Genomic DNA, 26,960 nt, shown 5'->3' with positions numbered 1-26,960 from the left:
ATGACAACGAGTCGCATCAAGCGACCGTCTTCATCCTAACCGCAATCGCGAACGATTCGCATCTGGCGCCGACGTGGCCCGGCGCTCATGTCGTCACCCGTGGCGGCGGGAGTCCTGCGTCTGGGTCGCGTCGCGGATCTCCCCGACCAGCTGTTCGATGATGTCCTCGAGGAACAGCACGCCGAGGGTCCGGCCGCGGCCGTCGATGACGCGGGCCAGGTGCGAGCCGGTGCGCTGCATCAGGGCCAGCGCGTCCTCCACCTCCTCGTCGGGGGCGAGGTTGACCAGCGTCCGCACCTGCGACTCGGGGATCGGCCGCTGGTGGGCGGCCGGGTCGATGCCGAGGACGTCCTTCAGGTGCAGGTAGCCCGTGAGGTTGCCCGTCTCGTCCACGAACACGAACCGGGAGTAGCCGGTCCGCCCGACCATGCGCTCGAACTCCTCCGGCGTCGCGCCGACGCCGATGGTCACGAGGTCCTCGACCCCGACCATGGTGTCCCGCGCGTGGTGCCCGGAGAACTCGAGCGCCCCGGAGATGATGCCCGCCTCGTCGTCCACCAGCCCGGTGCGCGTGGACTCCTCCACGATCGAGGACAGCTCGTCCAGGGTGAAGGTCGAGGTGACCTCGTCCTTCGGCTGGACGCCGACGAGGCGCACCACGTGGTTGGCCGTCCAGTTCAACGCCATGATGACGTGCTTGACGAGGCGGCCGATGAACACCAGCGGCGGGGCCAGCACCAGGGCGGCGCGGTCCGCGACGGAGACGGAGATGTTCTTCGGCACCATCTCCCCGAGGGTGACGTGCAGGAACGTGACGATCAGCAGCGCGGCGGCGAACCCGACGACGGAGGCCACCTCGTACGAGAGCCCGACGGCCTCGAGCGGATCGGCGATCAGGTGGTGGATGGCCGGCTCCGCGACCTGCAGGATCAGCAGGGAGCAGACGGTGATGCCCAGCTGCGCGCAGGCGAGCATGAGGGAGACGTGCTCCATCGCCCACAGGGTGGTCCTCGCCCGGCGGTTCCCGGTCTCGGCCAACGGCTCGATCTGGCTGCGCCGAGCGGACATGATGGCGAACTCGGCACCGACGAAGAACGCGTTGCCGATCAGCAGGACGACGAGCCAGAGAATGCCCAACCAGTCACTCATCGGACGGGCCCTCCCGTCTCGGTCGAGGTGACGGCGTGCGAGCCGGACGGCTCCCTTGCGGACCGCTCCACCGGTGGGACGGCGTGCGCACCGCGGGCGGGCACGGCACGCGCGGGCTGGGACGCGTCGTGGGGCTGGGCGGCGTCGTCGGGCTGGGAGGTCTCATCGGGCTGGGCGGCGTCGTCGGGCAGCTGCGTGAACCGGATCCGGTCGATGCGCCGGCCGTCCATGCGCTCGACGGTGAGGACGCCGGACTCGAGGTCGACGGTGTCCCCGGTGGCCGGGATGCGGCCGAGCTCGCTCATCAGGTAGCCGCCGACCGTCTCGTACCCGGACTCGTCGGGCACGGTGAGGCCGGGGATCTGCTCGCTGACCTCGTCGGGGCGCATCAGGCCGGGGAAGTACCAGTCCCCCGCCGCGCTCTGCAGTACGCCGGGCTTGACCCGGTCGTGCTCGTCGGAGACCTCCCCGACGATCTCCTCGACCAGGTCCTCCAGGGTGACGATGCCGGCGGTGCCGCCGTACTCGTCCAGCACCACGGCCAGCTGGAGGTTGCCGTCGCGCAGTTCGGCGAGCAGCGCGTCGAGGTGGACGGTCTCGGGCACGCGCAGCACGTCGGTCATGATGACGCCGACGGCCAGGTGCGGGCGCCGCTCGGCGGGCACGCCGATCGCCTTCTTCACGTGCACGACGCCGCGGATCTCGTCGACCGAGGAGCCGAGGACGGGGAACCGGGAGTACCCGGTGCTGCGGGCGAGTTCGACGACGTCGGCGACCGTGGCCTCGTCGTCCACCGAGGACATCCGGGGCCGGGGGGTCATCACGTCGGCGGCCGTCTGGCTGGCGAAGCCCAGCGTCCGGGAGACGAACGTCGCGGTGCCGGCGTCGAGCGTGCCCAGCTGGGCCGAGCGTCGCACCATCGAGGAGAGCTCCTCGGGCGAACGCGCCCCGGAGAGTTCCTCCTTCGCCTCGAGACCGAGCAGGTGGAGGATGCGGTTGGCGAAGCCGTTGAGCACCACGATGGCCGGCTTGAACACGGCCGTGAACATCAACTGCGGCCGGGCCAGGGCGCGGCCGAGCGGCAGCGCCATCGCGATGGCGATGTTCTTGGGCACGAGCTCGCCGAGCAGCATCGAGAACAGGGTGGCGACGATCATCGCCACCACCAGCGCGACGCCGTGCTGCAGTCCCTCGGGCACCCCGACCGCGGCGAGCGGGCCGCCGAGCAGGGTCGCCAGCGACGGCTCCATCACGTAACCGGTGAGCAGCGTGGTCAGCGTGATGCCGAGCTGGCAGCTGGAGAGCTGGGTCGAGAGGCTCTTGAGGCAGCGCAGGAGCGCTTCGGCGCCGGGTTCACCGGCCGCGACGGAGCGCTGGACCTGCGTCTGGTCGAGGGCGACGAGGGAGAACTCGACGGCGACGAAGAAGCCGGTGCCGAGGACGAGCAGGATGCCGGCGACCAGGAGCAGCCATTCCATCAACGGCTCCGGTGCGGCCACGGCGGCCGGGTCGCCCGCGGGGCGGGGCTCGTGCGGAAGGCCCCGAGGGGCCTGGAGGAACTTCGACCCGGGGCAGCGTCAGCTGCGCCCGGGTGGCTCCTCATGGATCGGCGGGGTGAGTGTCTTCCCATAAGAGTTCCAGTCTACAAGAGCCCTCCGACCGGAAGCCGAGCGAATGCTGCCGGCGCCTCCGGCCGTGACGGACCGCCCCGCCCCGGTCCGGGAGGTGTGGTTCGCCGCTCACCAGCTCTGCGCGAGCGGGCGACCCTCCTCGTACCCGGCGGCGGACTGGATGCCGACGACGGCGCGCTGCCGGAACTCGGTGAGCGTGCGCGCCCCCGCGTAGGTCATCGAGCTGCGCACCCCGGAGGTGATGCCGTCGAGCAGGTCCTGGACGCCCGGCCGCGCGGGGTCCAGGTACATCCGCGAGCTGGAGATGCCCTCCTCGAACAGTCCCTTGCGGGCCCGCTCGAAGGCCTCCTCCTGCTGGGTGCGGTTCTGCACGGCGCGCGCCGAGGCCATGCCGAAGCTCTCCTTGTACTGCCGCCCGTCCGCGCCCTGCTGCAGGTCGCCGGGGCTCTCGTGCGTGCCGGCGAACCAGGAGCCGATCATCACCTGGCTGGCGCCGGCGGCGAGCGCGAGGGCGACGTCACGGGGATAGCGCACCCCGCCGTCGGCCCACACGTGCTTGCCCAGCGCCCGCGCCGCGTCCGCGCACTCGAGCACGGCGCTGAACTGGGGGCGCCCGACGGCGGTCATCATCCGGGTGGTGCACATGGCGCCGGGGCCGACGCCGACCTTGACGATGTCGGCGCCCGCATCCACCAGGTCCCGCACCCCGGCCGCGCTGACGACGTTGCCGGCGACGACGGGCACGTGCGGGGCGAGGGATCGGACGGTGCGCAGCGCGTCGATCATCCGGCGCTGGTGGCCGTGGGCGGTGTCGACGACGAGGGTGTCCACGCCGGCGTCGAGCAGGCCGCGGGTCTTGGCGGCGACGTCGCCGTTGATCCCGACGGCGGCGGCCACCCGCAGCCGGCCCTGCGCGTCGACGGCGGGGCGGTACAGCCCGGAGCGCAGCACGCCGGTCCGGGTCAGGGCGCCGGCGAGGACGCCGTCCCGAACCACGGGCGCGAAACCGGACGCCGTGGCGTTCAGCACCGCGAAGGCCTCCCGCAGGGCGGCCTCGGCACGGTCGGGGTCCGAGGCGAGGTCCGCGGCGTCCAGTGCGGCCGCGTCGATGGTCGGCACGGCGCGCAGGACGGACTCCAGCGAGGCGTAGCGGTCCACCCCGGCCAGGTCGGACGCCCCGGCGATGCCGAGCACGCGCCCCTCGTCGTCGGCCACGACCACGTAGCCGTGCGCGCGCTTGCCCACCAGGTGCAGCGCGTCGATCACGGTGTCCCCCGGGCCGAGCCGCACCGGCGTCTCGAAGACGGTGTGCCGGCCCTTGACCCAGGCGGTCACCTCGGCGATCACGGACAGCGGCACGTCCTGCGGCAGCACGCCGAGGCCGCCGCGGCGCGCGACCGTCTCGACCATGCGCCGGCCGGTCACCGCGGTCATGTTCGCGACGACGATCGGGATGGTGGTGCCGGTGCCGTCGTCGGTCGCGAGGTCGACGTCGAGGCGCGAGGCCACGTCGGACGCGGACGGGACCATGAACACGTCCGCGTACGTCAGGTCGGTCGTGGGCTCGGTGAGGAACTTCATGGCGGCGCTCTCCTGCGGGCAGATCCGGACGGCAAACCGCACCACGATACCGTCCGCGCGAGGGCGGCGACAAATCAGCACCGACCGGCAGCACGGGCGGCACGCCCGGATCCGCGGGCCCCGGACGTGGCCGAGATCACGCCGTCGGCGATGACGCCGCCGGTGGTGCGGTGATTAGCCACCCCCCACCATCGTCACTAGACTGGGCCGTGGTCTCCGCTGCCCAGGCGCGACCACGCGCGGCCTGATGACGAGCCGACCACGGACGTCCGGCGCGTCGCGCGTGCAGGCCTGAGCGGACGGGGCGACGGTGGATCGGGCAGCACAGACGGAAGAGGCGAATTCATTGCCACACCAACCACACCAGCGCATTCCCGAGGAGTTCGCGGGCAACGAGTGGCTCGTCGACGAACTGTACGAACAGTTCGTCAAGGACCGGAATTCGGTCGACCAGAAGTGGTGGCCGATCTTCGACTCGTTCGACGCGGACGCCCCGAACGGACAGGCGGGCAACGGTGCCGCCTCCCCCGCCCCGGCGTCCTCCAACGGCAATCGTGTTCCCCAGGCGCAGCCCTCGCAGGACCGGGCGCCGCAGCAGCGCTCCCCCGAGGAGTCGCGCGGGACCGGTTCTGACGTGAGCGACGAGGGCCCGGCGACCAACCCCGCCGACCCCGACGCCGACGCGAAGGGCTCCCGCTCGACGATCCTGGGCGCCAAGCCCGTCCCGATCGCGGAGCCGGGCACCAACAGCACCCGCATCCGCACCCCCATCCCGGCGCAGCTGCCCGCGAACGACCGCGACCAGCGCACCGAGGAGGACACGCGCACCGTCCTCAAGGGTGTCGCGAAGGCCGTCGCCGCGAACATGGACGCCAGCCTCACCGTGCCGACCGCCACCACCGTGCGGGCCGTGCCGGCGAAGCTGCTGGTCGACAACCGCATCGTGATCAACAACCACCTGCGCCGGGCGCAGGGCGGCAAGGTCTCCTTCACCCACCTCATCGGCTTCGCCGTCGTGCGGGCCCTGGCCGCGTTCCCGTCGCAGAACGTGCGCTACGAGGTGGTCGACGGCAAGCCCACCGCCGTGCAGCCGGCGCACGTGAACTTCGGCATCGCCATCGACCTGCCGAAGCCCGACGGCACGCGCACGCTCGTGGTGCCGAACATCAAGAAGGCCGAGACGATGAATTTCGTCGAGTTCTGGACGGCCTACGAGGGACTGATCAAGCGGGCCCGCGACAACAAGCTGACCATGGAGGACTACGCCGGGACCACGGTCTCCCTGACCAACCCGGGCGGCATCGGCACCGTGCACTCCGTGCCGCGGCTCTCCGCCGGCCAGGCCGCGATCATCGGCGTCGGCGCGCTCGAGTACCCCGCCGAGTTCCAGGGCTCCAGCGAGAAGACGCTCGCCAAGCACGCGATCAGCAAGATCATCACGCTGACCTCGACCTACGACCACCGGGTGATCCAGGGCGCCGGCAGCGGCGAGTTCCTGCGCCTCGTGCACCAGCTGCTCCTCGGCGAGCAGGACTTCTGGGACCACATCTTCGAGGTGCTGCGGATCCCCTACGAGCCGATCCGCTGGGCGCAGGACGTGCAGGTCGACCCGATCGAGCAGATCAACAAGGTCGCCCGGATCCAGCAGCTCATCCACGCGTACCGCGTGCGCGGCCACCTGATGGCCGACATCAACCCCCTCGAGTACGTCCAGCGCAAGCACCCGGACCTCGACATCCGCACCCACGGCCTCACCCTGTGGGACCTGGACCGGGAGTGGCCGACCGGCGGCTTCGGCGACAAGCCCAAGCTGCTGCTGCGCGACGTCCTCGGCGTGCTGCGCGACGCGTACTGCCGCAACGTCGGCATCGAGTACATGCACATCCAGTCCCCCGAGGAACGCCAGTGGTTCCAGGACCGGCTGGAGCACCCGTACAAGAAGCCGGACCGTGAGGAGCAGCTGCACATCCTCGGCAAGCTCAACGCGGCCGAGGCGTTCGAGACGTTCCTGCAGACCAAGTTCGTCGGGCAGAAGCGCTTCTCCCTCGAGGGCAGCGAGTCGCTGATCCCGCTGCTCGACGCGATCATGGACGACGCGGCGGACGACGGGCTCGACGAGGTGGCCATCGGGATGGCGCACCGCGGCCGGCTCAACGTCCTGACCAACATCGCCGGCAAGACCTACGCGCAGGTCTTCCGCGAGTTCGAGGGCACCGTGGACCCGAAGTCCGTGCAGGGCTCCGGCGACGTGAAGTACCACCTCGGCACCGAGGGCTCCTTCGTCTCCGAGCGGGGCAACCGGACCAAGGTCTACCTGGCCGCCAACCCGTCCCACCTCGAGGCCGTCGACGGCGTCGTCGAGGGCATCGTCCGGGCGAAGCAGGACCGGCTGAACCAGGGCTCCGACGGCCCCACCTCGTTCCCGGTGCTCGCCGTCCAGGTGCACGGTGACGCCGCGTTCGCGGGCCAGGGCGTGGTCGCGGAGACGCTGAACCTCTCCCAGCTGCGCGGCTACCGCACCGGCGGCACGATCCACGTGATCGTCAACAACCAGGTGGGCTTCACCACGGCCCCGTCGTCAGGGCGCTCCTCGGTCTACTCGACCGACGTCGCCCGGATGGTGCAGGCGCCGATCTTCCACGTCAACGGGGACGACCCGGAGTCCGTGGTGCGCGTCGCGCAGATGGCGTTCGCCTACCGCCAGCGGTTCCACAAGGACGTCGTGATCGACATGATCAGCTACCGGCGCCGCGGTCACAACGAGGGTGACGACCCCTCGATGACGCAGCCGATGATGTACACGCTGATCGAGCACAAGCGCTCCACCCGGAAGCTGTACACCGAGGCCCTCGTCGGCCGCGGCGACATCAGCCAGGAGGAGGCGGACCAGGCACTCAAGGACTACCAGGAGCGCCTCGAGCGGGTGTTCTCCGAGACGCACGCCGCCCAGACGTCGCCGATGCCCGTGGTCTCCCGGGACAGCGAGGCGGTCTCCGACCTCGAGCGCCCGACCGCGCAGCAGGAGGACGACGGCGGCAACAGCGTGCCGGACTCGACGGCGATCAGCGTGGACCGGCTCGCCCGGATCGGGCAGGCGCACCTGGACATCCCCGAGGGCTTCACGGTGCACCCGAAGCTCAAGGCGCTGCTCGAGAAGCGCGAGCAGATGTCCCGCGAGGGCGGCATCGACTGGGGCTTCGGCGAGCTCGCCGCGCTCGGGTCGCTGCTGATGGAGGGCGTGCCCGTCCGGCTCGCCGGCCAGGACTCGCGTCGTGGCACGTTCGTGCAGCGCCACGCGGTGTTCCACGACCGGATCACCGGCGACGAGTGGACCCCGCTGACGCACCTGACCGAGGACCAGGCGAAGCTGTGGATCTACGACTCGCTGCTGAGCGAGTACGCGGCCATGGGCTTCGAGTACGGCTACTCGGTGGAGCGTCCGGACGCCCTCGTCCTGTGGGAGGCCCAGTTCGGCGACTTCGCCAACGGGGCGCAGACCATCATCGACGAGTTCATCTCCTCCGCCGAGCAGAAGTGGGGGCAGCGGTCCTCGCTCGCCCTGCTGCTGCCGCACGGCTACGAGGGTCAGGGCCCGGACCACTCCTCCGCCCGGATCGAGCGGTACCTGACGATGTGCGCTGAGGACAACATGACGGTGGCCAACCCGACCACCCCGGCCTCGCACTTCCACCTGCTGCGGCGGCACGCGTTCAGCAAGCCGCGCCGGCCGCTGATCGTGTTCACGCCGAAGCAGCTGCTCCGGCTCAAGGCCGCGGCCTCCTCGGTCGAGGACTTCACGCAGGGCACGTTCCAGCCGGTGATCGGTGATCAGGCGAACCTGCGGGCGGAGGACGTCAAGCGCGTCGTCATCGTCTCGGGCCGGCTGTACTACGATCTGGCGGCGCACCGCGACAAGCAGGGCATCACCGACACGGCGATCGTCCGCGTCGAGCGTCTCTACCCGCTCCCGCTGGAGGAGGTGCGCGCCCAGCTGGCCGCGTACCCGAACGCGGAGATCGTGTGGGCGCAGGACGAGCCGGCGAACCAGGGTCCGTGGCCGTTCATGGGCCTGAACCTGGTTCCCCAGCTGGATCGTCCGGTGCGGCTCGTGTCGCGTCCCGCGTCGGCCTCGCCCGCCACGGGCTCGGCCAAGCGGCACGCCCTGGAGCTGCAGGGGCTCGTCTCCTCGGCGTTCGCCACGAACTGACCCACGTGAGCGGGCGCCGTGGCTCGGCCACGGCGCCCTCTCCCGTTCCGGTGGATCGCCATTCCCGCCGGTCCTGCCTGAACGGTCTGACCTCTGTCTCCCGCCCCCCCGTCCCCTGCCTGAAGGGATGTCCTCCGCTGTGTTCGAGCAACGCACCGTCCGCATCAGCGCCATCGGCGACGAGCTGCTGGCCGGGGTGGGCGACCCCCGCGCCCTCGGCTGGTTCGGCCGGGTGATCGCCCGCACCCCCACCGAGGACCTGGACCTGGCCGCCTACACCCTCGCCGCCCCGCAGGAGGGCACCGAGGCTCTCGCCGCCCGCTGGCAGGACGAGGTGGGCCGCCGGTTCGAGGACGGCGCGGAGAACCGCCTCGTCGTGGGCCTCGCCGCGCACGACCTGGACGTCGAGGTCTCCAGCGCGCGCAGCCGGCTCAACCTGGCCAACATCATCGACGGGGCGTCCCAGCAGGGCATCCCGGTGATCGTCGTCGGGCCTCCCCCGGGACTCGACCCGGTGCGCAACCGGCGCCTGGCGGACCTGTCCGCCGCGTTCGCCGACGTCACCACGCGGCGCCGGCACATCTACGTCGACACCTTCACCCCGCTGCAGCACCACGAGCAGTGGCGGGCGGACCTCGCCGCGAACGACGGCCGTCCCGGGCAGGCCGGCTACGGGCTGCTCGCGTGGCTCGTGCTGCACCGCGGCTGGTACGAGTGGATGCGGCTGCCCGTCCCGGCGTGACCACGTCGTCGGTCCGCCGGATGATCCGGCGGTCCCGGCAGTCCCGATCCGGCGGTGTCCGTTATCGGTCCCGCGAGGAGAGCAGGCAGAACTCGTTGCCCTCCGGGTCCCGGAACACGTCCCACGTGACGTCCGGTCCCTGACCGACGTCCGCACGCGTGGCCCCGAGCGCCAGCAACCGGTCGGCCTGCTCCTGGCGGTCGAGGCTGGTGTGCGGGGCGAGGTCGAGGTGCAGGCGGTTCTTGCCGACCTTCTCCTCGGGCACCGGCACGAACACCAGGCCCGGGCCCACCCGGTCGAACGGGGTCGCGGCCATCTCCTCCTCCGACCACCGCGGGATGATCACGGCCTCCTCGTCGGACTCGAAGACCACCTGCCAGTTCAACACCTCGGCCCACCACCGCGCCTGCGCGGCGATGTCGCGGCTGTCGATGACGATCGAGTACCAGCGCAGATCCATGGTTCCTCCTGCGGTTCAAGCTGAGGTCACTGCTGACAAGCAGGAGTGTAGGAGGCGGTGCGGACAGGTGCTGTCCTCCTCCGGAGTCCTCCGGCGGAGGCTCGTGGTCGGCCGCCGTCCGGAACACCGCTCCCACTGTGGGAGAATGGACGGCGACGATGACGACCGACGGCGAAGGAGGCAGTGATGAGCAAGCGGGCACGTAAGCGCCGCGACCGCAAGCGCGGTGGAGCCAACCACGGCAAGCGGCCGAACACCTGAGCCGTTGACGGCATGACGAAGGGCCCCGGACGATGTCCGGGGCCCTTCCGCGTGCCCGGCGGGAATGCCGGGGCGACGACGTCAGCGGGAGACGCGCACGGCCGTGATGCGGCTGATGATCGTGGCCTTGAGTGTCTCCGGAGCGGTCTCGGCGCAGCTGCGGCGCACCACGGTGCGGATCACGCGCTCGACCTCCTCCTCCTGGACGCACTCGGGGCAGTGGTCGAGGTGCGCCTTGATCTCGGCGATGTCCTCCCACGCCAGGGCGCCGTCGAGGTACTCGTAGAGTCGCTCGATCCGCGCGTCCGTGCAGCCCCCGAGGGCCGTGCAGTCTTCCTCACTCATGTTGTCTTCTCCTTGGTGCTGCTCACCTTCATGCCGCGGTCGACGGCGTAGTCGGAGAGCTTCTCTCGCAACAACCTCCGGCCGCGGTGCAGCCGGGACATCACGGTGCCGATGGGCGTGCCCATGATCTCCGAGATCTCCTTGTAGGCGAAGCCCTCGACGTCGGAGAGGTACACGGCCAGCCGGAAGTCCTCGGGGATCTCCTGCAGGGCGCGTTTGACGTCGGAGTCCGGCAGGTGATCGAGCGCCTCGGCCTCGGCCGAGCGCAGACCGGTCGACGTGTGCGACTCGGCCCGGGCGATCTGCCAGTCCTCGATGTTCTCCGACTGCGACTGCTGGGGCTCACGCTGCCGCTTGCGGTAGAGGTTGATGTAGGTGTTGGTCAGGATCCGGTACAGCCAGGCCTTCAGGTTCGTGCCCGGCTTGTACTGGTGGAAGGCCGAGAAGGCCTTGGCGTAGGCCTCCTGCACCAGGTCCTCGGCGTCGGCGGGGTTGCGTGCCATCCGCAGCGCCGCCGAGTAGAGCTGGTCGACGTACTGGAGCGCGTCCCGCTCGAAGCGGGCGCGTCGTTCATCCGCCGTCTCGCTGGCGACGTCGACGTCGGGGGAATCGGTCGGCGCGTCGCTCGCGGCGGCGCCGGCCGCCGGAGGGGGCGTGCGTGGTGCTGAAGTCATCGTCGCCCAGTCTACTGGGGTCGCCTCGAGCACCGGCATGGCTTCTCCTCCCGTGTCCGTTCCTGGTGTTCCTTCCGACAGATGCCAACCGGTTCGTGGCCGTCTCTTATTCCCCGTCACCGGGCCCTCCCCGTCACCTCGGGTGTGCGAGGGGACGAAAAGATGGAAAACTGACAAGCACCGACCCTCGGCGTCGGTGCGGATCGCCGGTCACCATGGCCGACGCCGCAGGTCGGCGCCGTGTCCCCACCGCCTGGAGGCAGATCATGACGCTCGTTCGTTTCTTCGCTCGCCCCGCCCTCGCCGGCACCTTCGTGCTGTCCGGCATCGACCGTGTCAAGAACGCCACGACCCAGGCCCCCTCCCTGCAGCCCGTGCTCGGCAGCCTGCGCTCGGTGGCCCCGCAGGTCGCCCAGTACACCCGTGACGAGGTCACGGTCACCAAGGTGCTCGGTGGCGTGCAGGCCGGCGCCGGCGCGCTGCTGGCGGTCGGCAAGTTCAGCCGCCTCGCCTCGACGGTGCTCGTCGGCACCCAGGCCGTCAACGCGTGGGTCGAGTTCTCCCAGGCGCCGGCGGAGACCGCCGAGGAGAAGACCGCGCGTCGCACTCAGCTGCTCAAGAACGTCGGCCTCGCCGGCGGCGCCGCCCTGGCCGCCGTCGACCGCAACGGCAAGCCCTCCCTGGCCTGGCGCGCCGAGCACGCCGCCGCCGGCGCGAAGCGGTCCGCTGCCCGGTCGGAGACGCGCAAGAACATCGTGAAGACGGCCGAGGACACGAAGAAGAACGTGCGCAACGCCGCCGCGGACACGAAGAAGAACCTGGCGAAGAACACCGCCGATGCCCGGAAGAACCTGCAGAAGAACACCGCGGACGCCCGCAAGAACCTGCAGAAGAGCACGGCCAACGTCCGCGACACCGCCGCGAAGACGTCGAAGAAGGTCAGCAGGAACGCCTCGAAGAACGCCTCCGAGTGGCAGAAGAAGGCCGAGAAGCAGCTCAAGGCCGCCGGCATCCTCTGAGCTCCCGTCCCGGCAGCGACCCGGCCACGATGACCGGCACGACCGACGCACCGCAGCGGAGCCTCCCCTGGTGGGAGGCTCCGCTCGCGACGCAACCCGTGGACGCCGTCCTCAGCGTGCCCGGCTCGAAGTCGCTGACCAACCGGTACCTCGTGCTCGGCGCCCTCGCCGGCGGGGGCTCCCGCCTGCGGGCCCCGCTGCACTCCCGGGACGCCCACCTCATGCTCGCCGCCGTCCGCGCCCTCGGCGCCCGGGTGGAGGAGGTGCCGGGCGACGGCGCCTTCGGCCCGGACTGGCGCTTCACCGCGGCGATCCCCGCCGGCTCGGCCTCGACCCCCGGCCCCGGCTCCGACTCGGCCTTGACCTCCGGCTCCGACTCCGACGCGCGGTCCGTCGACTGCGGACTGGCCGGCACCGTGATGCGGTTCGTGCCGCCCCTGGCCGCCCTGACCGACGGCCCGGTGCGCTTCGACGGCGACGAGGGTGCCCGCCGCCGGCCGATGGGCGCCGTCCTGGACGGGCTGCGCGGACTCGGCGTCACGGTCGAGGACGAGGGACGCGGCACCCTGCCCTTCACCGTCCACGGCACGGGCACCGTCACCGGCGGCCGCGTCGTCATCGACGCCTCCGCCTCCTCCCAGTTCGTCTCCGCGCTGCTGCTCGCCGCACCTCGTTTCGCGTCCGGGCTGCGGCTCGAGCACGCCGGCCCGCCGATCCCGAGCCTGCCGCACGTGGAGATGACCGTGCAGGTGCTGCGCGAGGTCGGCGTCGTCGTCGACGACGGCACCCCGGACGTCTGGACGGTCGAGCCGGGTGACGTGCGCCCGTTCGACGTCGCCATCGAGCCCGATCTCTCCAACGCCGGCCCGTTCCTCGCGGCCGCCCTGGTGACCGGCGGGCGCGTCACCGTCACCGGCTGGCCCGAGCACACGACCCAGGGCGGGGACCACTGGCGGCACATCCTGCCGGCCTTCGGCGCCACCGTCACGCGCGGGCCCGAACTGGTGACCGTCACCGGACCCACCCGGCTGCGCCCCGTCGACCTCGACCTCTCCGCCGCCGGTGAACTGGCCCCCACGGTCGCCGCCCTCGCCGCCGTCGCCCCCGGGCGCTCCCGGCTGCACGGCATCGCCCACCTGCGCGGCCACGAGACGGACCGGCTGGCCGCCCTGCGGGAGGAGTTGACTCGCGCCGGCGCGCCCACCACCGAGACGGACGACGGCCTCGTGATCGACGGCGGCGACCTGCACGCCGCCGACCTGCACACCTATGCCGACCACCGGATGGCCACCTTCGGCGCCGTCCTCGGGCTGGTCACCCCCGGCGTGCGCGTCGAGGACATCGCCACCACCGCCAAGACGATGCCCGAGTTCGCCGACCTGTGGGCGCGCATGCTCGCCGGCACGGCCTGAACCGTGGCCGTCCCCGTGACCTTCCTCCCGTCGTTCCACTTCCCCGTCCTCTCCCGCGCCACCCCCGCTCGGCGGCGCCCGTGAGCGGCCGCGAGTGGGACGAGTCCGACGTCCGGATCCGCCCCAACAAGCGCGGGACCCGGCCCCGGACGAAGGACCGCCCCGAGCACCGGGACGCCGTCGTCGGGCGCGTCATCACCGTGGACCGCGGCCGCTACACGACCGTCGTCGGCGAGGACACCGCGGACGAGCGGGTGGTCGTCGCTGCCCGGGCCCGGGAACTGCGTCGCACCGCGATCGTCCCCGGTGACGCGGTCGACCTGGTCGGCGACGTCAGCGGCGGGGAGGACTCCCTCGCCCGGCTGGTCCGGATCCGGGAGCGGGCGACGGTGCTGCGGCGCAGCGCCGACGACACCGACCCGGTGGAGCGCGTCGTCGTCGCCAACGCGGACCAGCTCGTCATCGTCACCGCCGCCGCCCGGCCCGAGCCGCGCACCGGCTTCGTGGATCGCGCCCTGGTGGCCGCCTACGACGCCGGCATCACCCCCCTGCTGTGCCTGACCAAGGCCGACCTCGCCGACCCGGCGCCGTTCCTCGCCAACTACGCCCACCTGGACCTGCCCGTCGTGATCAGCCGGACCGGTGCGGCACGGGGCGGGGACGCCGTCGCCGGCGATGAGGACGATGAGGGCGACGACGATGCCGCCCTCGACCCGGACGCGATCCGCACCCTGCACGACTGGCTGGACGGGCGGATCAGCGTACTCGTCGGCCACTCGGGGGTCGGCAAGTCCACGCTCGTCAATGCGCTCTCCGCCGCGGACCGCGCCACCGGCTCGGTGAACGACGTGACCGGCCGCGGCCGGCACACCTCCTCCTCGGCCCTGGCCATCCGGGTGGCCGACTCGGCGCCGGGCAGCTGGATCATCGACACCCCCGGCATCCGGTCGTTCGGGCTGGCGCACGTGTCCGCCGACACCCTGCTGCGGGCCTTCGAGGACCTCGAACCCGGCGCCGACGAATGCCCCCGTGGCTGCGAGCACCGCAGCGCGGAGGACGGCTGCGAACTCGACGCCTGGGTGGCCGACGGCGGAGCCGGACCGGCCGGACCCGCCCGCCTGGCCTCGTTCCGGCGGTTGCTCGGCGTCGGCGAGGCCGAGGCGTCCGCCGAGAAGGAACTCGGCTCGACCGACGAGGCTCCCTGACGTCAGCCCCGCCGTCGAGGGCTGTCGGGACGCGTCAGTGGGACCGGGACCGGCGTTCGAGCGTCACGACGTCCCGCGCGAACGAGATGGTGAGCAGGAGCAGGGCGACCGCGACGACGACGGTCGCCACGGGCACCGGTACGACCGGCACCAGCGCCACGACCATGGCCACGGACTGGACGGCCGCGACGATGCGGCGGAACCGGCTGTAGTCCAGCGGAGCCCGCAGCGCGGGCCGGAACCGGGATGCGGCCACGAACACGTAGCGCATCAGCCCGACCGCCAGCACCCACGGTCCGAGCACCATCGCCAGCGGAATCGAGAACACCACCAGCAGTGCCGCGTCGGTCTCCATGTCCAGCCGGGATCCCGGCTCGGACGCCGTGCCGGTGCGTCGTGCCACCGCGCCGTCCACGGCATCGAGCAGCACCGCCGGGGCGGCGAGCAGGAGCAGCCACCACGACCGGGGCGGCACCACGCCGAGCAGGGCGAGCACGACGACGGTGGCGCAGCCTCCACCGAGCACCGCCCGGCTCAGCGTCACCCGGTCCGCGGGCGTGGAGAACAGGGGCCGGCGTCGGACGATGTTCAGCACGCCCACCGCCACGAGCGTCAGCCCGCTGATCACGGCGGCCGCGCTGCCGAGTGGCGATGCCCCACCGAACTGGACCAGCAGGATGCCGACCCCCAGCGCGCTCAGGACCGTGACGACGACATCGAGGATCGCGCGCCGGCCGACACGGTCCGCTGTACGGTGCATCCGGCCCTCCTGCATCTCTCGGGAACCTCCTGCACCTCTCGGGAACGACGAGGGCCGACGATCGACGACCCCGACCCCGGACTGGTGGACCCATCCTCTCCCGCGGTCCCTCCGGCGGCCAGAGCCGGGCTTCGGGCCCCGGATAGACTGCGGCCATGGGACCAGACGGGCGAGGTGGACCGGCCGCGCCCGGCATCCCGCCGCCCCGCGAGGCGATCCCCGCCGGCTCACGCGAGCCGTCCGCCCGGACGCCCCTGTCCGCCCGTCCGCTGATCGTGGCGCTGCAGGTGACCGTCACGGTCGGGATCCTCGTCTGGGTCGTGGCCGCGTGGGGACCCGCGCCGTTCATCGCCGCCACCCGCGTGCTGACCTGGCCGGCCGTCGTCGCCGGACTCGTCCTCGGTGCCCTCGGCATCCTCCTGCAGGCCCACCGCTGGCGGCTCGTCGCCGCCGCCCAGGGTCTGCGCGTGAGCACGTCGGCGGCCGTCGCGCGCTGCTGGCAGGCGGCGTTCCTGAACGCCGTCCTGCCCGGTGGTCTCGCCGGGGACGCCGTCCGCGCCGTCGAGCAGCCGTCGCGACGGGCCGACGCGTCATCCCGGCCCCTGCGGGAGACCCTCAAGCGCAGCGTGGGCGCCGTCGCGGCCGAACGGCTGGCCGGCACCACCGTCGTCCTCCTCGCGGCGACCGTGACCCTGGCGCCCGTCCACCTCGGGGCCGCGCTGCTCTGCCTCGCCATCGCCGCGTCGACCGCCGCCGTCGCATCGCCGTGGCTGCGTCGCCTGCCCCGGCGGACGCTCGGGCTGGTGATCCTGCTCTCGGTCGCGGGCTGGGCCGTGTTCGCGGCGATCTTCGTGGTGGCCCTGCTGACCGTGGCCCCCGCCGTACCCCTCGCGCAGGCCCCCGCGCTGGCGGCCATCTCCCTCGCCGGCATGTCCGTGCCGCTGAACGTGGCAGGGTGGGGACCCCGGGAGGGTGCCGCGGCGCTGGGCTTCACGCTGCTCGGCCACCCGCCCGCGCAGGGGGTGGCCGTCTCGGTCGCCTACGGGCTGCTGGCGCTCGTGTCGGTGCTGCCGGGCGCCGTCGTCCTGTTGACCCGTACACTGCGCAGTGGCCGTCCGCACCCCGCACGCACCTCCCGGACCGGCCCCGAGGACGGCCCGACGATCCACCCGGTTGCCGCCGCACCGAGCCCGCAGCCTGCCCCGTCCGACCACCACCGACCACGCCACGCCCACCGGGCGACACAGGAGAGATGATGACGACCCGCGACCGGACCTCCTCGCCCTGGACCGAGGACCTGCGCCTGGCGCACGTGATCGCCGATTCGGTCGACGCCCAGACGATGGCCCGGTTCAAGGCCCAGGATCTGACGGTCGAGACCAAGCCGGACCTGACGCCGGTCAGCGACGCCGACACCGCCGCCGAGGAGTCGATCCGCGCGCAGCTCGCCCGCGTGCGGCCGCGTGACGCCGTGCTCGGTGAGGAGTTCGGGTCCACCGGTTCCGGACCGCGCCGCTGGGTGATCGACCCGATCGACGGGACCAAGAACTTCGTCCGCGGCGTGCCGGTGTGGGCGACCCTGATCGCGCTGATCGACGAGGGCCGGCCCGTGGTCGGCGTCGTCTCGGCGCCCGCGCTCAACAAGCGCTGGTGGGCCGCCGAGGGCGGCGGCGCCTTCACCGGCCGCTCCCTGGCCGCGGCCACCCGGCTGCGGGTCTCCGACGTCGGTACCCTCGCCGACGCCTCCCTCTCCTACTCGTCGTTGAGCGGGTGGAAGGAACGCGGCGCCCTGGACGCGTTCCTCGGCCTCACCGAGGACGTGTGGCGCACGCGCGCGTACGGCGACTTCTGGTCCTACTGCCTGGTGGCCGAGGGCAGCGTGGACATCGCCTGCGAGCCGGAGCTGAACCTGCACGACATGGCGGCGCTGGTGCCGATCGTGACGGAGGCCGGCGGGCGCTTCACGTCCCTCGACGGCGTCGACGGGCCCTTCGGCGGCAACGCGCTGGCCACCAATGCCCGCCTGCACACCGACGTCCTGCGCCGGCTGAACCCCGGCCTGGACGAACTCGCCCTCACGCCCGCGCAGGGCTGACCTCTCCGCCTCCGTGTGACCTCGCTCGTCCGCGCCCGCCCATGTCCTGCCGGGTCGGGCGGACGTTGCCGTGCGCCGGCTCCGGCGGGTAATTTTCAGGTATGCCTAACTCTGCCGGCCGAGCGTCGGATGCAGCACCGCCGGGTGCGGCGCCGTCGGGTGCGGCGCCGCCAGGAGCGGCGCCGTCGGGTGAGGCCACGTCGGCGACGGCCACTGCGGACGCCGAACCGGCGTCACCGCGCCGCCGCCGCTGGCCCTCGGTGGCCCTCCTCGGCCCCGCCTTCGTCGCCGCCGTCGCCTACGTCGACCCGGGCAACGTCGCCGCCAACCTGACCTCGGGCGCGAGCTACGGCTACCTGCTCGTCTGGGTGCTCGTCGCCGCCAACGCCGTGGCCGTGCTCGTCCAGTACCAGTCCGCCAAGCTGGGCATCGTCACCGGCCGTTCCCTGCCCGAGCTGCTGGGCGAACGCCTCCCCCCGTGGCCGCGGCGGGCGTTCTGGCTCCAGGCCGAACTGGTGGCGCTGGCCACCGATCTCGCCGAGGTGGTCGGCGGAGCCATCGCGCTCCAGCTGCTGTTCGGCCTGCCCCTGCCGATCGGCGGGGCCGTCGTCGGCCTCGTTTCGATGGGCGTCCTCCTCGTGCAGACGCGGCACGGGCAGCGGCCGTTCGAGCGCATCGTCGTCGGCATGCTCGCCGTCATCACCCTCGGGTTCCTCACCGGGCTGGTCTTCAGCCCGCCCGATCCCGGAGGCGTCCTCGGCGGCCTCGTGCCGCGCTTCGCGGGACCGGAGTCCGTGCTGCTGGCCGCCAGCATGCTCGGGGCCACCGTCATGCCGCACGCCGTCTACGTGCACTCGGCGCTCAGCCGCGACCGGCACCACGCCCGGCGCGACACCGGGCTCGTGCTGCGGGCCACGCGCGTCGACGTCGGCGGGGCGCTCGCCGTCGCCGGCGTCGTCAACATCGGCATGCTGCTGCTCGCCGCCTCGACGCTGGGCGGGGTGGAGGGCACCGACTCGATCCCCGGCGCCCACGCCGCGATCGTCGCCGCGCTCGGCCCGGTGATCGGCGTGCTGTTCGCCGTCGGGCTGCTGGCCTCCGGTCTCGCCTCGACGTCGGTGGGCAGCTACGCCGGGGCGGTCATCATGGGCGGCTTGATGCGCTGGCGCATTCCCCTGCTGCTGCGCCGCGCCCTGACGTTGATCCCGGCCATCGGCCTGCTCGCCGCCGGCGTCGACCCGACCTGGGCACTCGTGATCTCCCAGGTGGTGCTCTCCTTCGGCATCCCGTTCGCCGTCATCCCGCTGGTCCGCTACACCGGCCGGAGCTCGCTGATGGGCCGGTACCGGGACCCCGTGGTGACGCGGGTGCTCGCCTGGACGGCGGTGGCGCTGGTCGTGACGCTCAACGTGCTGCTGCTGTGGTTGACCGTCACGGGCGCCGCCTCGTGAGCCCGGGACGGCAGCCCGCCGCCGGCGGACCGGGGCGGTCCGGGACGAAGGCCAGCGCCAGCGTCGAGGACTACGTCAAGGCCATCCACGCCCACACCGAGTGGCACCCGGGCCCGATCACGACGACCGCCCTGGCCGCGCGGCTCGGCGTGACCGCGGCGTCCGCGTCGGAGATGGTCCGCCGGCTCGACGAACGCGGACTCGTCGTCCACCGGCCCTACCGGCCCGTCGAACTCACGCCGGCGGGGCAGACGCTCGCGGTGGCCATGATCCGCCGGCACCGGCTGCTCGAGACGTGGCTGGCCACCGAGCTCGGGTACGGGTGGGACGAGGTGCACGACGAGGCCGAACGGCTCGAGCACGCGGTGTCCGACCGGCTGATCGAGGCCATCGCGGACCGGCTCGGCGATCCGGACCAGGATCCCCACGGGGACCCCATCCCCCGCGGCGACGGCACCCTGGCCACCGTCGACGCTCGCCCGCTCGCCGGTTTCGACGCCGGCCACCCCGTGCTCGTGCGCCGCGTCAGCGACGCCGACCCGGCCGCGCTGCGGCAGCTCGCCGCGCTCGGGATCGGACCGCTGAGCGAGCTGACCGTGCTGACCGCGGCGGACGACGCCGGGCAGCCCGGCGCCGGCGGCCGACACCTGCGCGTCCACCGGGACACGAGGGCAGCAACCGCCGTTCACAGCGGCGGGCGACCTGGCGAGCGAATCGACGGGCACAACGACGAGCGCAGCGGCGGGCCGAGCCGCACCACCGGCACCGCGGAGACTCCGCTCGACGGCGCGGACGTGCGGCTGCCGGCCGCCACGGTCGCCGCCGTCTGGGCGGTCAGCCGTGGCGAGCACGACGGGTGCACCCTCAGCCCGGAGCCTCCGGGCGCTGGTGCGATTCCGGCCGCTGAGGTTCCGGCCGCGACGACTCCGACGGGGAGGACTCCCGCCGCGCAGACTCCGGGGTCGCGGCCCGCGGCCGGCCGGGCCGCTGCCGTGGACCGGACGGGTGCCTGACCGCGCGCACCCGGCGTTCCTCGTCCGGCCCGACGCCGAGCTGTTCGAGCACGAACAGCACGACGGCGCCGACGGCCATCAGCAGGCCCTGCCACCACACTCCGGAGAGAACCAGCAGGGCCGCGGCGAGCAGGAAGAAGCCGGCCGCGAGCAGTGGCCGCGCCGGGCGGCCGACCCGGTGAGCCGCGCGCGGCGCCATCCACCGTCCCCAGGCGAGCACCAGGACCACCAGTGCGGCGATCGCCACGGGCACCGCCGACTCGTGCGGCAGCAGGTGGAAGGCGGCCACGCCGAGGGCGATCAGGGCGCCGATCTCCAGCAGGAACGAGAGCAGGGACCGCAGCAGCAGCACGCCCGGCCGCACCCGCCGCGTCATGCTCACACCCCGGCGTCGGCGCCCGACTCGCCGCCGTCCACGGACACGGCCACGACTCGGACCTCCCAGGGCCGCAGCACCGCCGCGTCCCCGTCGTCCGTCCCCTCCGTCGCATTGGTCAGGACGAGGTCGGCGCCGGCCCGGCGGCAGCTCGAGGGCAGCGCGCAGGGCTGCCCGCTCAGGTTCGCGGTCACGAGCAGCGCACGGTCCCCGAGCGTCCGGGTGTAGGCGAAGAGCTGCTCGTGCTCGGGCTCGAGCAGGTCGAACCGACCGAAGGCGACGACGTCGTCGGTGTGCCGCAGCGCGATCAGCCGCTGGTAGAAGCGGAAGATCGACCGGCTCGAGGCGCGGTCCGCCGCGGCGTTGATCATCGCGTAGTTCGGATTGACGGGCATCCACGGGGTGGCGTCCGGCTGGTCCGAGCCGGCGCTGAAACCGCCGTGCACCGAGTCGTCCCACTGCACCGGGGTGCGGGCGTTGTCACGGGTCATCAGGCGCAGCGCGGCGAGGACGTCCCGCGGGTCCGCGCCCTGCTGCTGCACCGCCTCGGCATAGTGGTTGACGGCCTCGACGTCGAAGAAGTCGTCGATGCCGGCGAACGGGACGTTCGTCATGCCGAACTCCTCGCCCTGGTAGACGAACGGCGTCCCCAGCTGCAGGTGCAGCACCGCGGCCCACGCCGTGGCGGAGGCGTACCGCACCCGCTCACCGTCCTCGACGTTCCCCTGCTCGACGGCCGCCTGGCCGTCGTCCCCGAAGCGGGAGACGAGCCGGGGCTGGTCGTGGTTGTTCAGGTAGAGGGAGTTCCAGCCCCGGCCGTACAGCCCGTCCTGCCAACGGGCGAGGTTGGCCTTGAGGTGCCGCAGGTCCAGGGTCGCCGGATCCCACTTGCCGCCCTTGCCGTGGTCGAGGCCGACGTGCTCGAACTGGAAGATCATGTCGACCTCGGCGCGGGTCGGGTCGGTGTAGAGCTGGGCGTGCTCGAGCGGGGTGCCGGGCGTCTCCCCCACCGTCATCAGTTCGGCGTCCCGACCGGCGAACACCTCGCGGTGCATCTCCTGCAGGTACTCGTGGACGCGCGGCCCGTTGGCGTACTGCTCGGCGCCCAGCGGCATCGAGGAGGTCGCCGGTTCGACGTCGACGTACTCGCCCTTGGAGATGAGGTTGATGACGTCCATCCGGAAGCCGTCGACCCCGCGGTCCAGCCACCAGCGCATCATCGCGTACACGGCGTGGCGCACGTCCGGGTTGTCCCAGTTCAGGTCCGGCTGCTGGGAGGCGAACAGGCGCAGGTAGTACTGGCCGGTGGCCTCGTCCCACTGCCACGCCGGCCCGGAGAAGAAGGACCGCCAGTTGGTCGGCTCCGCGCCCGGCGTGCCCCCGGTGAAGCCCGGCCGCGGGTCCCGCCACACGTACCAGTCGCGCCTGGCGGCGTCGCGGGAGGACCGGGACTCGGTGAACCAGGCGTGCTCGTCGGAGGTGTGGTTGACGACGAGGTCCATGATCAGCTTCATGCCGCGCTCGTGGGTCGCGGCGAGCAGCTCGTCGAACTGCTCGAGCGTGCCGAAGCGTGGGTCGATGTCCTGGTAGTCGGCGATGTCGTACCCGTTGTCGTGCTGCGGGGAGGGGTAGATCGGGGACAACCACAGGACGTCGACGCCGAGATCGGCGAGGTGGTCCAGGCGGGAGCGAATGCCCGCGAGGTCGCCGAAACCGTCCCCGTCGCCGTCGGCGAAGCTGCGGGGATAGATCTGGTAGACCACCGCGCGCGTCCACCAGGGCGCGTCGGCCGGATCGATCGGGTGGGTCTCGGGAGCGTTCGCCGTGTGCTGGGTCATCGGTCCATGATGCCAGCGGTCCCGGGCGCGTCGCCGTCAATCCGGCGAGCGGCCGCGTCGACGTCGGGGCGGCGGATGCCCACCGCCGAGATCACGCCGCCGACGGCAAGCAGCAGCGCGCAGGTCAGCAGCACCCGGTGCAGGCCGTCGGTGTCGAGGCCGGTGCCGAGGAGCAGACCGGCCGAGGCCGTCGTCACCAGGCCCGCGATCCGGGCGATCGCGTTGTTGATCGCCGAGCCGACCCCGGCGACCGTGGCCGGTACCGCGCCGAGGATGGTGGAGGTCAGGGGCGAGACGGTGATGGTCAGGCCGACACCGAACAGCACCACCCCGGGCAGCAGGTCGGTGACGTAGTCCAGGTCCGGGCCCACCCGCAGCATCAGCAGGTGGCCGGCGGCGGCGACGAGCGGACCCACGGTCATGAACCAGCGCGGCCCCCAGCGGCCGGCGAGCCGGCCGACGCGGGCGGAGAAGAGGATCATCAGCACGGTCACCGGCAGGGTGGCCATGCCGGCCTGCGTGGCGCCGAGGTGGACGACCTGCTGCAGGTAGAGCGAGAGCACGAGGATGCTCAGGCCCAGGGCGCCGTAGATGACGAAGGTGGCGGCGTTGCCCCATGCCACGTTGCGGACCTTCAGCAGCGCGGCCGGGATCATCGGCGCCGGGGTCCGGCGTTCGTGGACGACGAGCGCGACCAGGGAGAGGACGCCGATCGCCGCGCTGGCGAGCACGGTGGGGTGGATCGCCGAGAGCCGGCCGGCCTCGATCAGGGCGAACACGAGGCCGCCGAGGCCGAGCACGGTCAGCAGACCGCCCGCCAGGTCGATCCGGGTGTCCGGTCGCTGGTCCTCGCGGTCGGCGCGGAGCAGGACGGGCAGCAGCATCAGGCACGCGGCCACGGGCAGGAGGTTGACGAGGAAGATGATGCGCCACCCGATCAGGTCCACGCCCAGCCCGCCGATGAGTGGCGCGACGATCGTGGCGGCGCCGGTCGACCCGGTCCAGGTGCCGATCGCGGCGGCCTGGTCGGCGCCGTCGAAGTGGGAGGTGATCAGGGCGAGCGCGCTCGGGACGAGCATCGCCCCGCACACGCCCTGCAGGGCCCGCATCACGACGAGGAAGGTCGGGTCCGGGGCCAGCGCGCACAGCAGCGACGTGACGCCGAAGCCCCAGAGCCCGATCTGCAGGATCCGGCCGCGTCCGATCACGTCGGAGACGGAGCCGGCGAGCAGCATGAAGGCGCCGAGGGTGAGCAGGTAGCCGTCGACGATCCACTGCTGGGCACCGAGACCGCCGCCCAGGTCGCCGGCGATCGCCGGCAGGGCGAGGTTGACGACGGAGCCGTCGAGGATGGCGATGAAGGAGGCGAGGATCGCGACGACGAGCACGCGTCGCTGCAGGGGCGTCGTCCAGGTGCGGGCGCTGGGCGGGCTCACCGCATGCGCCGGCGTGTGAGCAGGCCGCCGAGCAGGAACGCGAGCCCGACGAGGATCGTGACGAGCGTCCAGAGGGTGTGGGTGCCGCCGACCACCGTCAAGACGAGGATGAAGACGAACGCGCCGGTGAGGATGAGCAGGCCGATGACGATCAGCCAGCGCCCCGGGTGCGGGGGCGGGATCGGCGGCAACCAGGGCGGCCGGTGGTCGGTCCAACTCACCGGTTCAGTCTAGGACCCGGCCCGACGGCGGGGTCCCCCGGTCGCGACCCGCCAGCGATGCCGACGGGCCGCCGGACGGGACCAACCGGGCGCCCCAGCGCAGACGTCTCAGCGACCGTCCGGCAGGGTTGCGGCGAGGAAGTCGAGGGTCCGGCGCCACGAGTCCTTCGCGGGTTCGGCCCGGTAGGCCAGCGGGTTGGTGTCGTTGAAGAAGGCGTGCCCGGCGTCGGGGTAGACGATCCCCTCGAACGGGACGCCGATCGCGCCGAGGGCACCCTCGACCTGCGGCCGGCTTGCGGTCACGTGCTCGTCCTCCTCGCCGTAGAAGGCGAGGACCGGGCAGGTGACCGTGCTCAGCTGCTCGGCGTCCATGGGAGCGCCGTACCAGCTGACCGCCGCGCGCAGGCGGTCGTCCGCCGCCGCCAGGGCCAGGCTGTAGGTGCCGCCGAAGCAGAAGCCGAGCACGCCGACGCGGCCGGCGACCCGGTCGTCGCTGAGCAGACGGTCGACGGCGGCGCGCAGGGCGGCGATCGCGGGGCGCGCGAACTCGGGTGAGCGGGTCGGGGCGAGCAGCTCCCGGAACCGGGGCTGGATGGCGTGGCGCTCCTCGTCGGTGCCGTGCGATCGGATCCGTCCGAGCTCGGCGGCCTCCTCGAGGTCGACGCCGAGGGCGAGGATCTCGGGGGCGATGACGACGTAGCCCTCGGCGGCGAGACGACCGGCGATGTCGGTGATGTGGTCGTTGACGCCCCACACTTCTTCGATCAGCACGAGACCGCCGCGTACGGGCGCCCCGGGAGCCGGCTCCGCGAGCCAGGCGGAGACGGCCTGGCCGGTTCCGTTCGTGGTGTTGTCACTGGTCAGCTCGATGGTGGGCATGCTCTCGAGTCTAGGCCCCGGAATGACAGGAGGCTGATGATCGGCCGCACGGGGCCGCGCCGGCGTCGAGAGACCCCGGGAACGACCACGGGCCGGCACCGTGAGGTGCCGGCCCGTGACCGTGTCGCCGACCCAGCGAGGCGGGTGACGTGGTGGATGAGTGGAGATGGGGGGAATCGAACCCCCGTCCGGTGTGGTGTTGTCAGGACTTCTCCGGGCGCAGTCTGCGTCGGGTGTTACTCGGCCCCAGCCATCCTGCAGACAGGTGGCTGACCCGGGCCCAGCCGTATGAGTGTCCCCTCAGTCCCTACGGCGAGGACTGAGAGCAGTGGCCCCCTAATCGACGCCAGTCACCGGGGCGGGAGCATCCCCGGGCTGACGGACTCATTCTGGCTGCTCAGGCAGCGAGAGCGAAGTCAGTGCGCTTAGAATTGGCACTTGTTGTTTTGCAGAGAGCGTTGACGAGATGACCCTGCATCCTCGGCCCGCTTCCCCTGTCGCGACTCACATCGTCGAAACCTGTCATCCCCATATGCAGTTGCCAAACGCTGTTCCCGGTCCCCCGGAAGCGGCGCCTTTTCGGATCTCATCCGTCCGGAACGTGTCCGGACCATCCAGCATAACGCACGCCGGGCCCGCCGTCTTCCCGGGTCGGTTCCCGCCCGCTCAGCCCGCGGCGAGCATCCCGACGACGACGGCTCCGATCACGAGTACCGGTACCAGCAGCCACGGCCAGCGGCGCTGCCGGATCAGCACGATGATGAGGACGGCACTCAGCGGCACCGTGACGAATGCGGCGTACGCGGCCAGGACGAGCACCATCAGCAGGTACCACGAGTACGTCTGGTCCACGAACGAGGACAGCGCGAAGGCGATGGCGGTGCCGCCCAGCGTGAAGACGAGCCAGATCAGGTCGAGCACGATCAGCGTCGTCGTCCACCAGGGCATCGACGTGGAGCGGGCGCTCGCCGCCGGGGCGGACGCTCCCCCGCGCCGCACACCGGCCGGCCGCTGATCCGGCCGCTGAACCCGGCGCTGCGCCGGTCGCCGGGCCGGGCGGCGGTCAGCCACGACGGTTGCGTGCTCGCATCTCGCGAGCGGCCTCGCGCTTGTCCTGCGCCTCGCGCAGGGTCTGCCGCTTGTCGTAGTCGCGCTTGCCGCGGCCGATGCCGATCTCGACCTTCGCGCGGCCGCCGACGAAGTACAGGGAGAGCGGGACGATCGTGAAACCGGACTCCCGGGTCTTCTGAGAGATCTTGATCAGCTGCTCACGATGCAGGAGCAGCTTGCGACGCCGGCGGGCGGTGTGGTTCGTCCAGCTGCCCTGGCTGTACTCGGGAATGTGGACACCCTCGAGCCACAGCTCGTCGTTGTAGAAGATGGCGAACCCGTCGGTCAGGTTCGCGTGACCCTCCCGCAGCGACTTCACCTCGGTGCCCTGCAACACGAGGCCGGCCTCGAAGGTGTCGGAGATCAGGTAGTCGTGCCGAGCCTTCCGGTTCAGCGCCACCGTCTTGCCGCCGTCGCGGGCGCTGCGGTCCTGGGGCACGACGTCCTCCTGCCGGGGTGGGCGCGTCGGGGCTTCCGGCGCGCGAGTGCGTGGGTCCGGCGGCCGGCTGGCCGCCTCCGCCCGGGTGGGCGACTCACCAGTCTACGCGCCGCCGCCCGGCCGCAGCGGCGCACGGGCGGGTCAGAGGTAGGGCGCCGGGTTCACGAGGGAGCCGTTCACCATGACCTCGAAGTGCAGGTGGCAGCCGGTGGAGTTGCCGGTGCTGCCGGTGTAGCCGATGATCTGACCCTGCGTGACCCGCTGCCCGGGATGCACGAGGAAGGACGTCAGGTGGTAGTAGATCGTCGAGACCGCGTTGCCACCGATGATCCCGTGGGTGAGGACGATGCGGTTGCCGCCGGTCGGCACGGCGCCGTCCGCGAACATCACCTCGCCGTCGGCCGGCGCGAGCAGCGGGGTGCGGCACGCCGCCCCGAAGTCCTGACCGGTGTGCAGATAGGTGCCGGTGCCGGTGAAGTCGATGGTGCCCTTGGGCACCGGACGCAGCCCGTACGGGGATGTCACGGGCACACCGGCGGGGACCGGGTGGATGAAGCCGAAGCCGCCGGACGGCGCCGACGCGGGGTCGCTCTCGACCGGGGCGGGGGCCAGGGCCCGGCCTGCCGCGGCGGCCGCGGCGGCGGCACGCTGCCGGG

Annotated in this window: 24 protein-coding genes, 1 other RNA gene and 1 pseudogene; 10 read left to right on the top strand and 16 right to left on the bottom strand. The window is 72.3% G+C overall.

Features of this window, described 5'->3' with window-relative positions; all coding sequences use genetic code 11:
* Positions 1-93: 93 nt before the first annotated feature.
* The 3 genes from BGP79_RS00315 to BGP79_RS00305 all read right to left on the bottom strand — a co-directional run bounded on the left by BGP79_RS00315 (position 94) and on the right by BGP79_RS00305 (position 4,361).
* Positions 94-1,149 carry a hemolysin family protein gene (locus tag BGP79_RS00315; RefSeq protein WP_076692714.1) on the bottom strand — a complete coding sequence of 352 codons (1,056 nt, stop codon included), beginning with the start codon at positions 1,147-1,149 and terminating at the stop codon, positions 94-96.
* Complete coding sequence (locus BGP79_RS00310; protein WP_083701424.1) at positions 1,146-2,627, bottom strand: hemolysin family protein; 1,482 nt, start codon at positions 2,625-2,627, stop codon at positions 1,146-1,148. Before BGP79_RS00310 ends, BGP79_RS00315 begins: the two co-directional genes overlap by 4 nt.
* A 261-nt stretch (positions 2,628-2,888) precedes the next feature.
* The gene (locus BGP79_RS00305; protein ID WP_076692713.1) at positions 2,889-4,361 is read right to left on the bottom strand and encodes a GuaB1 family IMP dehydrogenase-related protein; all 1,473 of its coding nucleotides are present in this window, start codon (positions 4,359-4,361) and stop codon (positions 2,889-2,891) included.
* Between the two features lie 346 nt (positions 4,362-4,707).
* Here BGP79_RS00305 and BGP79_RS00300 point away from each other — a divergent pair, with 346 nt between their 5' ends.
* Both BGP79_RS00300 and BGP79_RS00295 read left to right on the top strand, forming a co-directional pair.
* Positions 4,708-8,568, top strand: a complete 3,861-nt coding sequence (locus tag BGP79_RS00300) for a multifunctional oxoglutarate decarboxylase/oxoglutarate dehydrogenase thiamine pyrophosphate-binding subunit/dihydrolipoyllysine-residue succinyltransferase subunit (protein WP_076692712.1) — start codon at positions 4,708-4,710, stop codon at positions 8,566-8,568.
* 127 nt (positions 8,569-8,695) lie between these two features.
* Positions 8,696-9,310 carry a GDSL-type esterase/lipase family protein gene (locus BGP79_RS00295; protein WP_076692711.1) on the top strand — a complete coding sequence of 205 codons (615 nt, stop codon included), beginning with the start codon at positions 8,696-8,698 and terminating at the stop codon, positions 9,308-9,310.
* 61 nt (positions 9,311-9,371) lie between these two features.
* On the opposite strand, the gene BGP79_RS00290 is transcribed toward BGP79_RS00295, so the two are convergent.
* On the bottom strand, positions 9,372-9,770 hold the full coding sequence (locus BGP79_RS00290; protein WP_076692710.1) for a VOC family protein: 399 nt from the start codon (positions 9,768-9,770) through the stop codon (positions 9,372-9,374).
* A gap of 186 nt (positions 9,771-9,956) precedes the next feature.
* On the opposite strand from BGP79_RS00290, the gene BGP79_RS17075 reads away from it, so the two are divergent.
* Positions 9,957-10,031 carry a 50S ribosomal protein bL37 gene (locus BGP79_RS17075; protein WP_369299106.1) on the top strand — a complete coding sequence of 25 codons (75 nt, stop codon included), beginning with the start codon at positions 9,957-9,959 and terminating at the stop codon, positions 10,029-10,031.
* 81 nt (positions 10,032-10,112) lie between these two features.
* Here the strand turns inward: BGP79_RS17075 and rsrA are convergent, their stop codons facing one another.
* Positions 10,113-10,376 carry a mycothiol system anti-sigma-R factor gene (gene rsrA, locus BGP79_RS00285; RefSeq protein WP_076692709.1) on the bottom strand — a complete coding sequence of 88 codons (264 nt, stop codon included), beginning with the start codon at positions 10,374-10,376 and terminating at the stop codon, positions 10,113-10,115.
* Positions 10,373-11,089, bottom strand: coding sequence for a sigma-70 family RNA polymerase sigma factor (locus tag BGP79_RS00280; protein ID WP_076692708.1), 717 nt, complete (start codon positions 11,087-11,089; stop codon positions 10,373-10,375). Before BGP79_RS00280 ends, rsrA begins: the two co-directional genes overlap by 4 nt.
* Positions 11,090-11,316: 227 nt before the next feature.
* Between BGP79_RS00280 and BGP79_RS00275 the strand changes: the two genes are divergently transcribed.
* The 3 genes from BGP79_RS00275 (at position 11,317) to BGP79_RS00265 (ending at position 14,686) form a co-directional block, all read left to right on the top strand.
* Positions 11,317-12,069, top strand: a complete 753-nt coding sequence (locus tag BGP79_RS00275; RefSeq protein WP_076692707.1) for a DoxX family protein — start codon at positions 11,317-11,319, stop codon at positions 12,067-12,069.
* A gap of 29 nt (positions 12,070-12,098) precedes the next feature.
* Positions 12,099-13,481, top strand: a complete 1,383-nt coding sequence (aroA, locus tag BGP79_RS00270) for a 3-phosphoshikimate 1-carboxyvinyltransferase (RefSeq protein ID WP_076692706.1) — start codon at positions 12,099-12,101, stop codon at positions 13,479-13,481.
* Positions 13,482-13,561: 80 nt separating this feature from the next.
* A complete protein-coding gene (locus BGP79_RS00265; RefSeq protein WP_076692705.1) occupies positions 13,562-14,686 on the top strand; it encodes a ribosome small subunit-dependent GTPase A in 1,125 nt (374 codons plus the stop codon).
* 34 nt (positions 14,687-14,720) lie between these two features.
* Here BGP79_RS00265 and BGP79_RS00260 read toward each other — a convergent pair whose 3' ends face one another.
* Positions 14,721-15,446, bottom strand: coding sequence for a CDP-alcohol phosphatidyltransferase family protein (locus tag BGP79_RS00260; protein ID WP_076693230.1), 726 nt, complete (start codon positions 15,444-15,446; stop codon positions 14,721-14,723).
* A gap of 155 nt (positions 15,447-15,601) precedes the next feature.
* On the opposite strand from BGP79_RS00260, the gene BGP79_RS00255 reads away from it, so the two are divergent.
* The 4 genes and pseudogenes from BGP79_RS00255 to BGP79_RS16825 form a co-directional block, all read left to right on the top strand.
* Positions 15,602-16,702: a lysylphosphatidylglycerol synthase transmembrane domain-containing protein gene (locus tag BGP79_RS00255; RefSeq protein WP_076692704.1), complete on the top strand. Its 1,101-nt coding sequence runs from the start codon at positions 15,602-15,604 to the stop codon at positions 16,700-16,702.
* Positions 16,702-17,541, top strand: a complete 840-nt coding sequence (gene hisN, locus BGP79_RS00250) for a histidinol-phosphatase (RefSeq protein ID WP_076692703.1) — start codon at positions 16,702-16,704, stop codon at positions 17,539-17,541. Before BGP79_RS00255 ends, hisN begins: the two co-directional genes overlap by 1 nt.
* Before the next feature lie 260 nt (positions 17,542-17,801).
* Positions 17,802-18,992 (top strand): Nramp family divalent metal transporter, encoded by a 1,191-nt coding sequence (locus tag BGP79_RS00245; protein WP_076692702.1) that lies wholly within the window; start codon positions 17,802-17,804, stop codon positions 18,990-18,992.
* A pseudogene (locus tag BGP79_RS16825) lies at positions 18,962-19,423 on the top strand (metal-dependent transcriptional regulator); the annotation flags it as partial. The gene BGP79_RS00245 and the pseudogene BGP79_RS16825, both read left to right, overlap by 31 nt.
* Positions 19,424-19,856: 433 nt before the next feature.
* On the opposite strand, the gene BGP79_RS16820 reads toward BGP79_RS16825, so the two are convergent.
* The 9 genes from BGP79_RS16820 to BGP79_RS00195 form a co-directional block, all read right to left on the bottom strand.
* A complete protein-coding gene (locus BGP79_RS16820; protein WP_143588249.1) occupies positions 19,857-20,381 on the bottom strand; it encodes a YrdB family protein in 525 nt (174 codons plus the stop codon).
* A gap of 2 nt (positions 20,382-20,383) precedes the next feature.
* Positions 20,384-22,219, bottom strand: coding sequence for an alpha-glucosidase (locus BGP79_RS00230; RefSeq protein ID WP_076692699.1), 1,836 nt, complete (start codon positions 22,217-22,219; stop codon positions 20,384-20,386).
* Positions 22,216-23,655 (bottom strand): MFS transporter, encoded by a 1,440-nt coding sequence (locus tag BGP79_RS00225; RefSeq protein ID WP_076692698.1) that lies wholly within the window; start codon positions 23,653-23,655, stop codon positions 22,216-22,218. Before BGP79_RS00225 ends, BGP79_RS00230 begins: the two co-directional genes overlap by 4 nt.
* Positions 23,652-23,876 carry a hypothetical protein gene (locus BGP79_RS00220; protein ID WP_076692697.1) on the bottom strand — a complete coding sequence of 75 codons (225 nt, stop codon included), beginning with the start codon at positions 23,874-23,876 and terminating at the stop codon, positions 23,652-23,654. Before BGP79_RS00220 ends, BGP79_RS00225 begins: the two co-directional genes overlap by 4 nt.
* A gap of 108 nt (positions 23,877-23,984) precedes the next feature.
* Complete coding sequence (locus BGP79_RS00215; RefSeq protein WP_076692696.1) at positions 23,985-24,755, bottom strand: dienelactone hydrolase family protein; 771 nt, start codon at positions 24,753-24,755, stop codon at positions 23,985-23,987.
* Positions 24,756-24,913: 158 nt separating this feature from the next.
* Positions 24,914-25,285, bottom strand: a transfer-messenger RNA (tmRNA) gene (gene ssrA / locus BGP79_RS00210).
* Between the two features lie 136 nt (positions 25,286-25,421).
* A complete protein-coding gene (locus BGP79_RS00205) occupies positions 25,422-25,826 on the bottom strand; it encodes a hypothetical protein (protein WP_143588248.1) in 405 nt (134 codons plus the stop codon).
* The gene (smpB, locus tag BGP79_RS00200) at positions 25,819-26,304 is read right to left on the bottom strand and encodes an SsrA-binding protein SmpB (protein ID WP_076692694.1); all 486 of its coding nucleotides are present in this window, start codon (positions 26,302-26,304) and stop codon (positions 25,819-25,821) included. Before smpB ends, BGP79_RS00205 begins: the two co-directional genes overlap by 8 nt.
* A gap of 141 nt (positions 26,305-26,445) precedes the next feature.
* The coding region (locus BGP79_RS00195) for a M23 family metallopeptidase (RefSeq protein ID WP_143588247.1) at positions 26,446-26,960 on the bottom strand (515 nt) is incomplete at its 5' end.

It is taken from the genome of Tersicoccus sp. Bi-70, from assembly GCF_001968825.1.
Lineage (GTDB): Bacteria > Actinomycetota > Actinomycetes > Actinomycetales > Micrococcaceae > Tersicoccus.
This window is presented reverse-complemented; position numbering and strand designations above follow the sequence as displayed.

Excerpts from the sequence above, each read along its gene's own strand:
- BGP79_RS00215 (WP_076692696.1), bottom strand. The coding sequence starts at position 24,755 with ATGCCCACCATCGAGCTGACCAGTGACAACACCACGAACGGAACCGGC.
- hisN (WP_076692703.1), top strand. The coding sequence starts at position 16,702 with ATGACGACCCGCGACCGGACCTCCTCGCCCTGGACCGAGGACCTGCGC.
- BGP79_RS00290 (WP_076692710.1), bottom strand. The coding sequence starts at position 9,770 with ATGGATCTGCGCTGGTACTCGATCGTCATCGACAGCCGCGACATCGCC.
- BGP79_RS00260 (WP_076693230.1), bottom strand. The coding sequence starts at position 15,446 with ATGCACCGTACAGCGGACCGTGTCGGCCGGCGCGCGATCCTCGATGTC.
- rsrA (WP_076692709.1), bottom strand. The coding sequence starts at position 10,376 with ATGAGTGAGGAAGACTGCACGGCCCTCGGGGGCTGCACGGACGCGCGG.
- BGP79_RS00275 (WP_076692707.1), top strand. The coding sequence starts at position 11,317 with ATGACGCTCGTTCGTTTCTTCGCTCGCCCCGCCCTCGCCGGCACCTTC.
- BGP79_RS00315 (WP_076692714.1), bottom strand. The coding sequence starts at position 1,149 with ATGAGTGACTGGTTGGGCATTCTCTGGCTCGTCGTCCTGCTGATCGGC.
- BGP79_RS00305 (WP_076692713.1), bottom strand. The coding sequence starts at position 4,361 with ATGAAGTTCCTCACCGAGCCCACGACCGACCTGACGTACGCGGACGTG.
- BGP79_RS00255 (WP_076692704.1), top strand. The coding sequence starts at position 15,602 with ATGGGACCAGACGGGCGAGGTGGACCGGCCGCGCCCGGCATCCCGCCG.
- BGP79_RS00230 (WP_076692699.1), bottom strand. The coding sequence starts at position 22,219 with ATGACCCAGCACACGGCGAACGCTCCCGAGACCCACCCGATCGATCCG.
- aroA (WP_076692706.1), top strand. The coding sequence starts at position 12,099 with ATGACCGGCACGACCGACGCACCGCAGCGGAGCCTCCCCTGGTGGGAG.
- BGP79_RS00310 (WP_083701424.1), bottom strand. The coding sequence starts at position 2,627 with ATGGAATGGCTGCTCCTGGTCGCCGGCATCCTGCTCGTCCTCGGCACC.
- BGP79_RS16820 (WP_143588249.1), bottom strand. The coding sequence starts at position 20,381 with ATGACGCGGCGGGTGCGGCCGGGCGTGCTGCTGCTGCGGTCCCTGCTC.
- BGP79_RS00295 (WP_076692711.1), top strand. The coding sequence starts at position 8,696 with ATGTCCTCCGCTGTGTTCGAGCAACGCACCGTCCGCATCAGCGCCATC.
- BGP79_RS00280 (WP_076692708.1), bottom strand. The coding sequence starts at position 11,089 with ATGCCGGTGCTCGAGGCGACCCCAGTAGACTGGGCGACGATGACTTCA.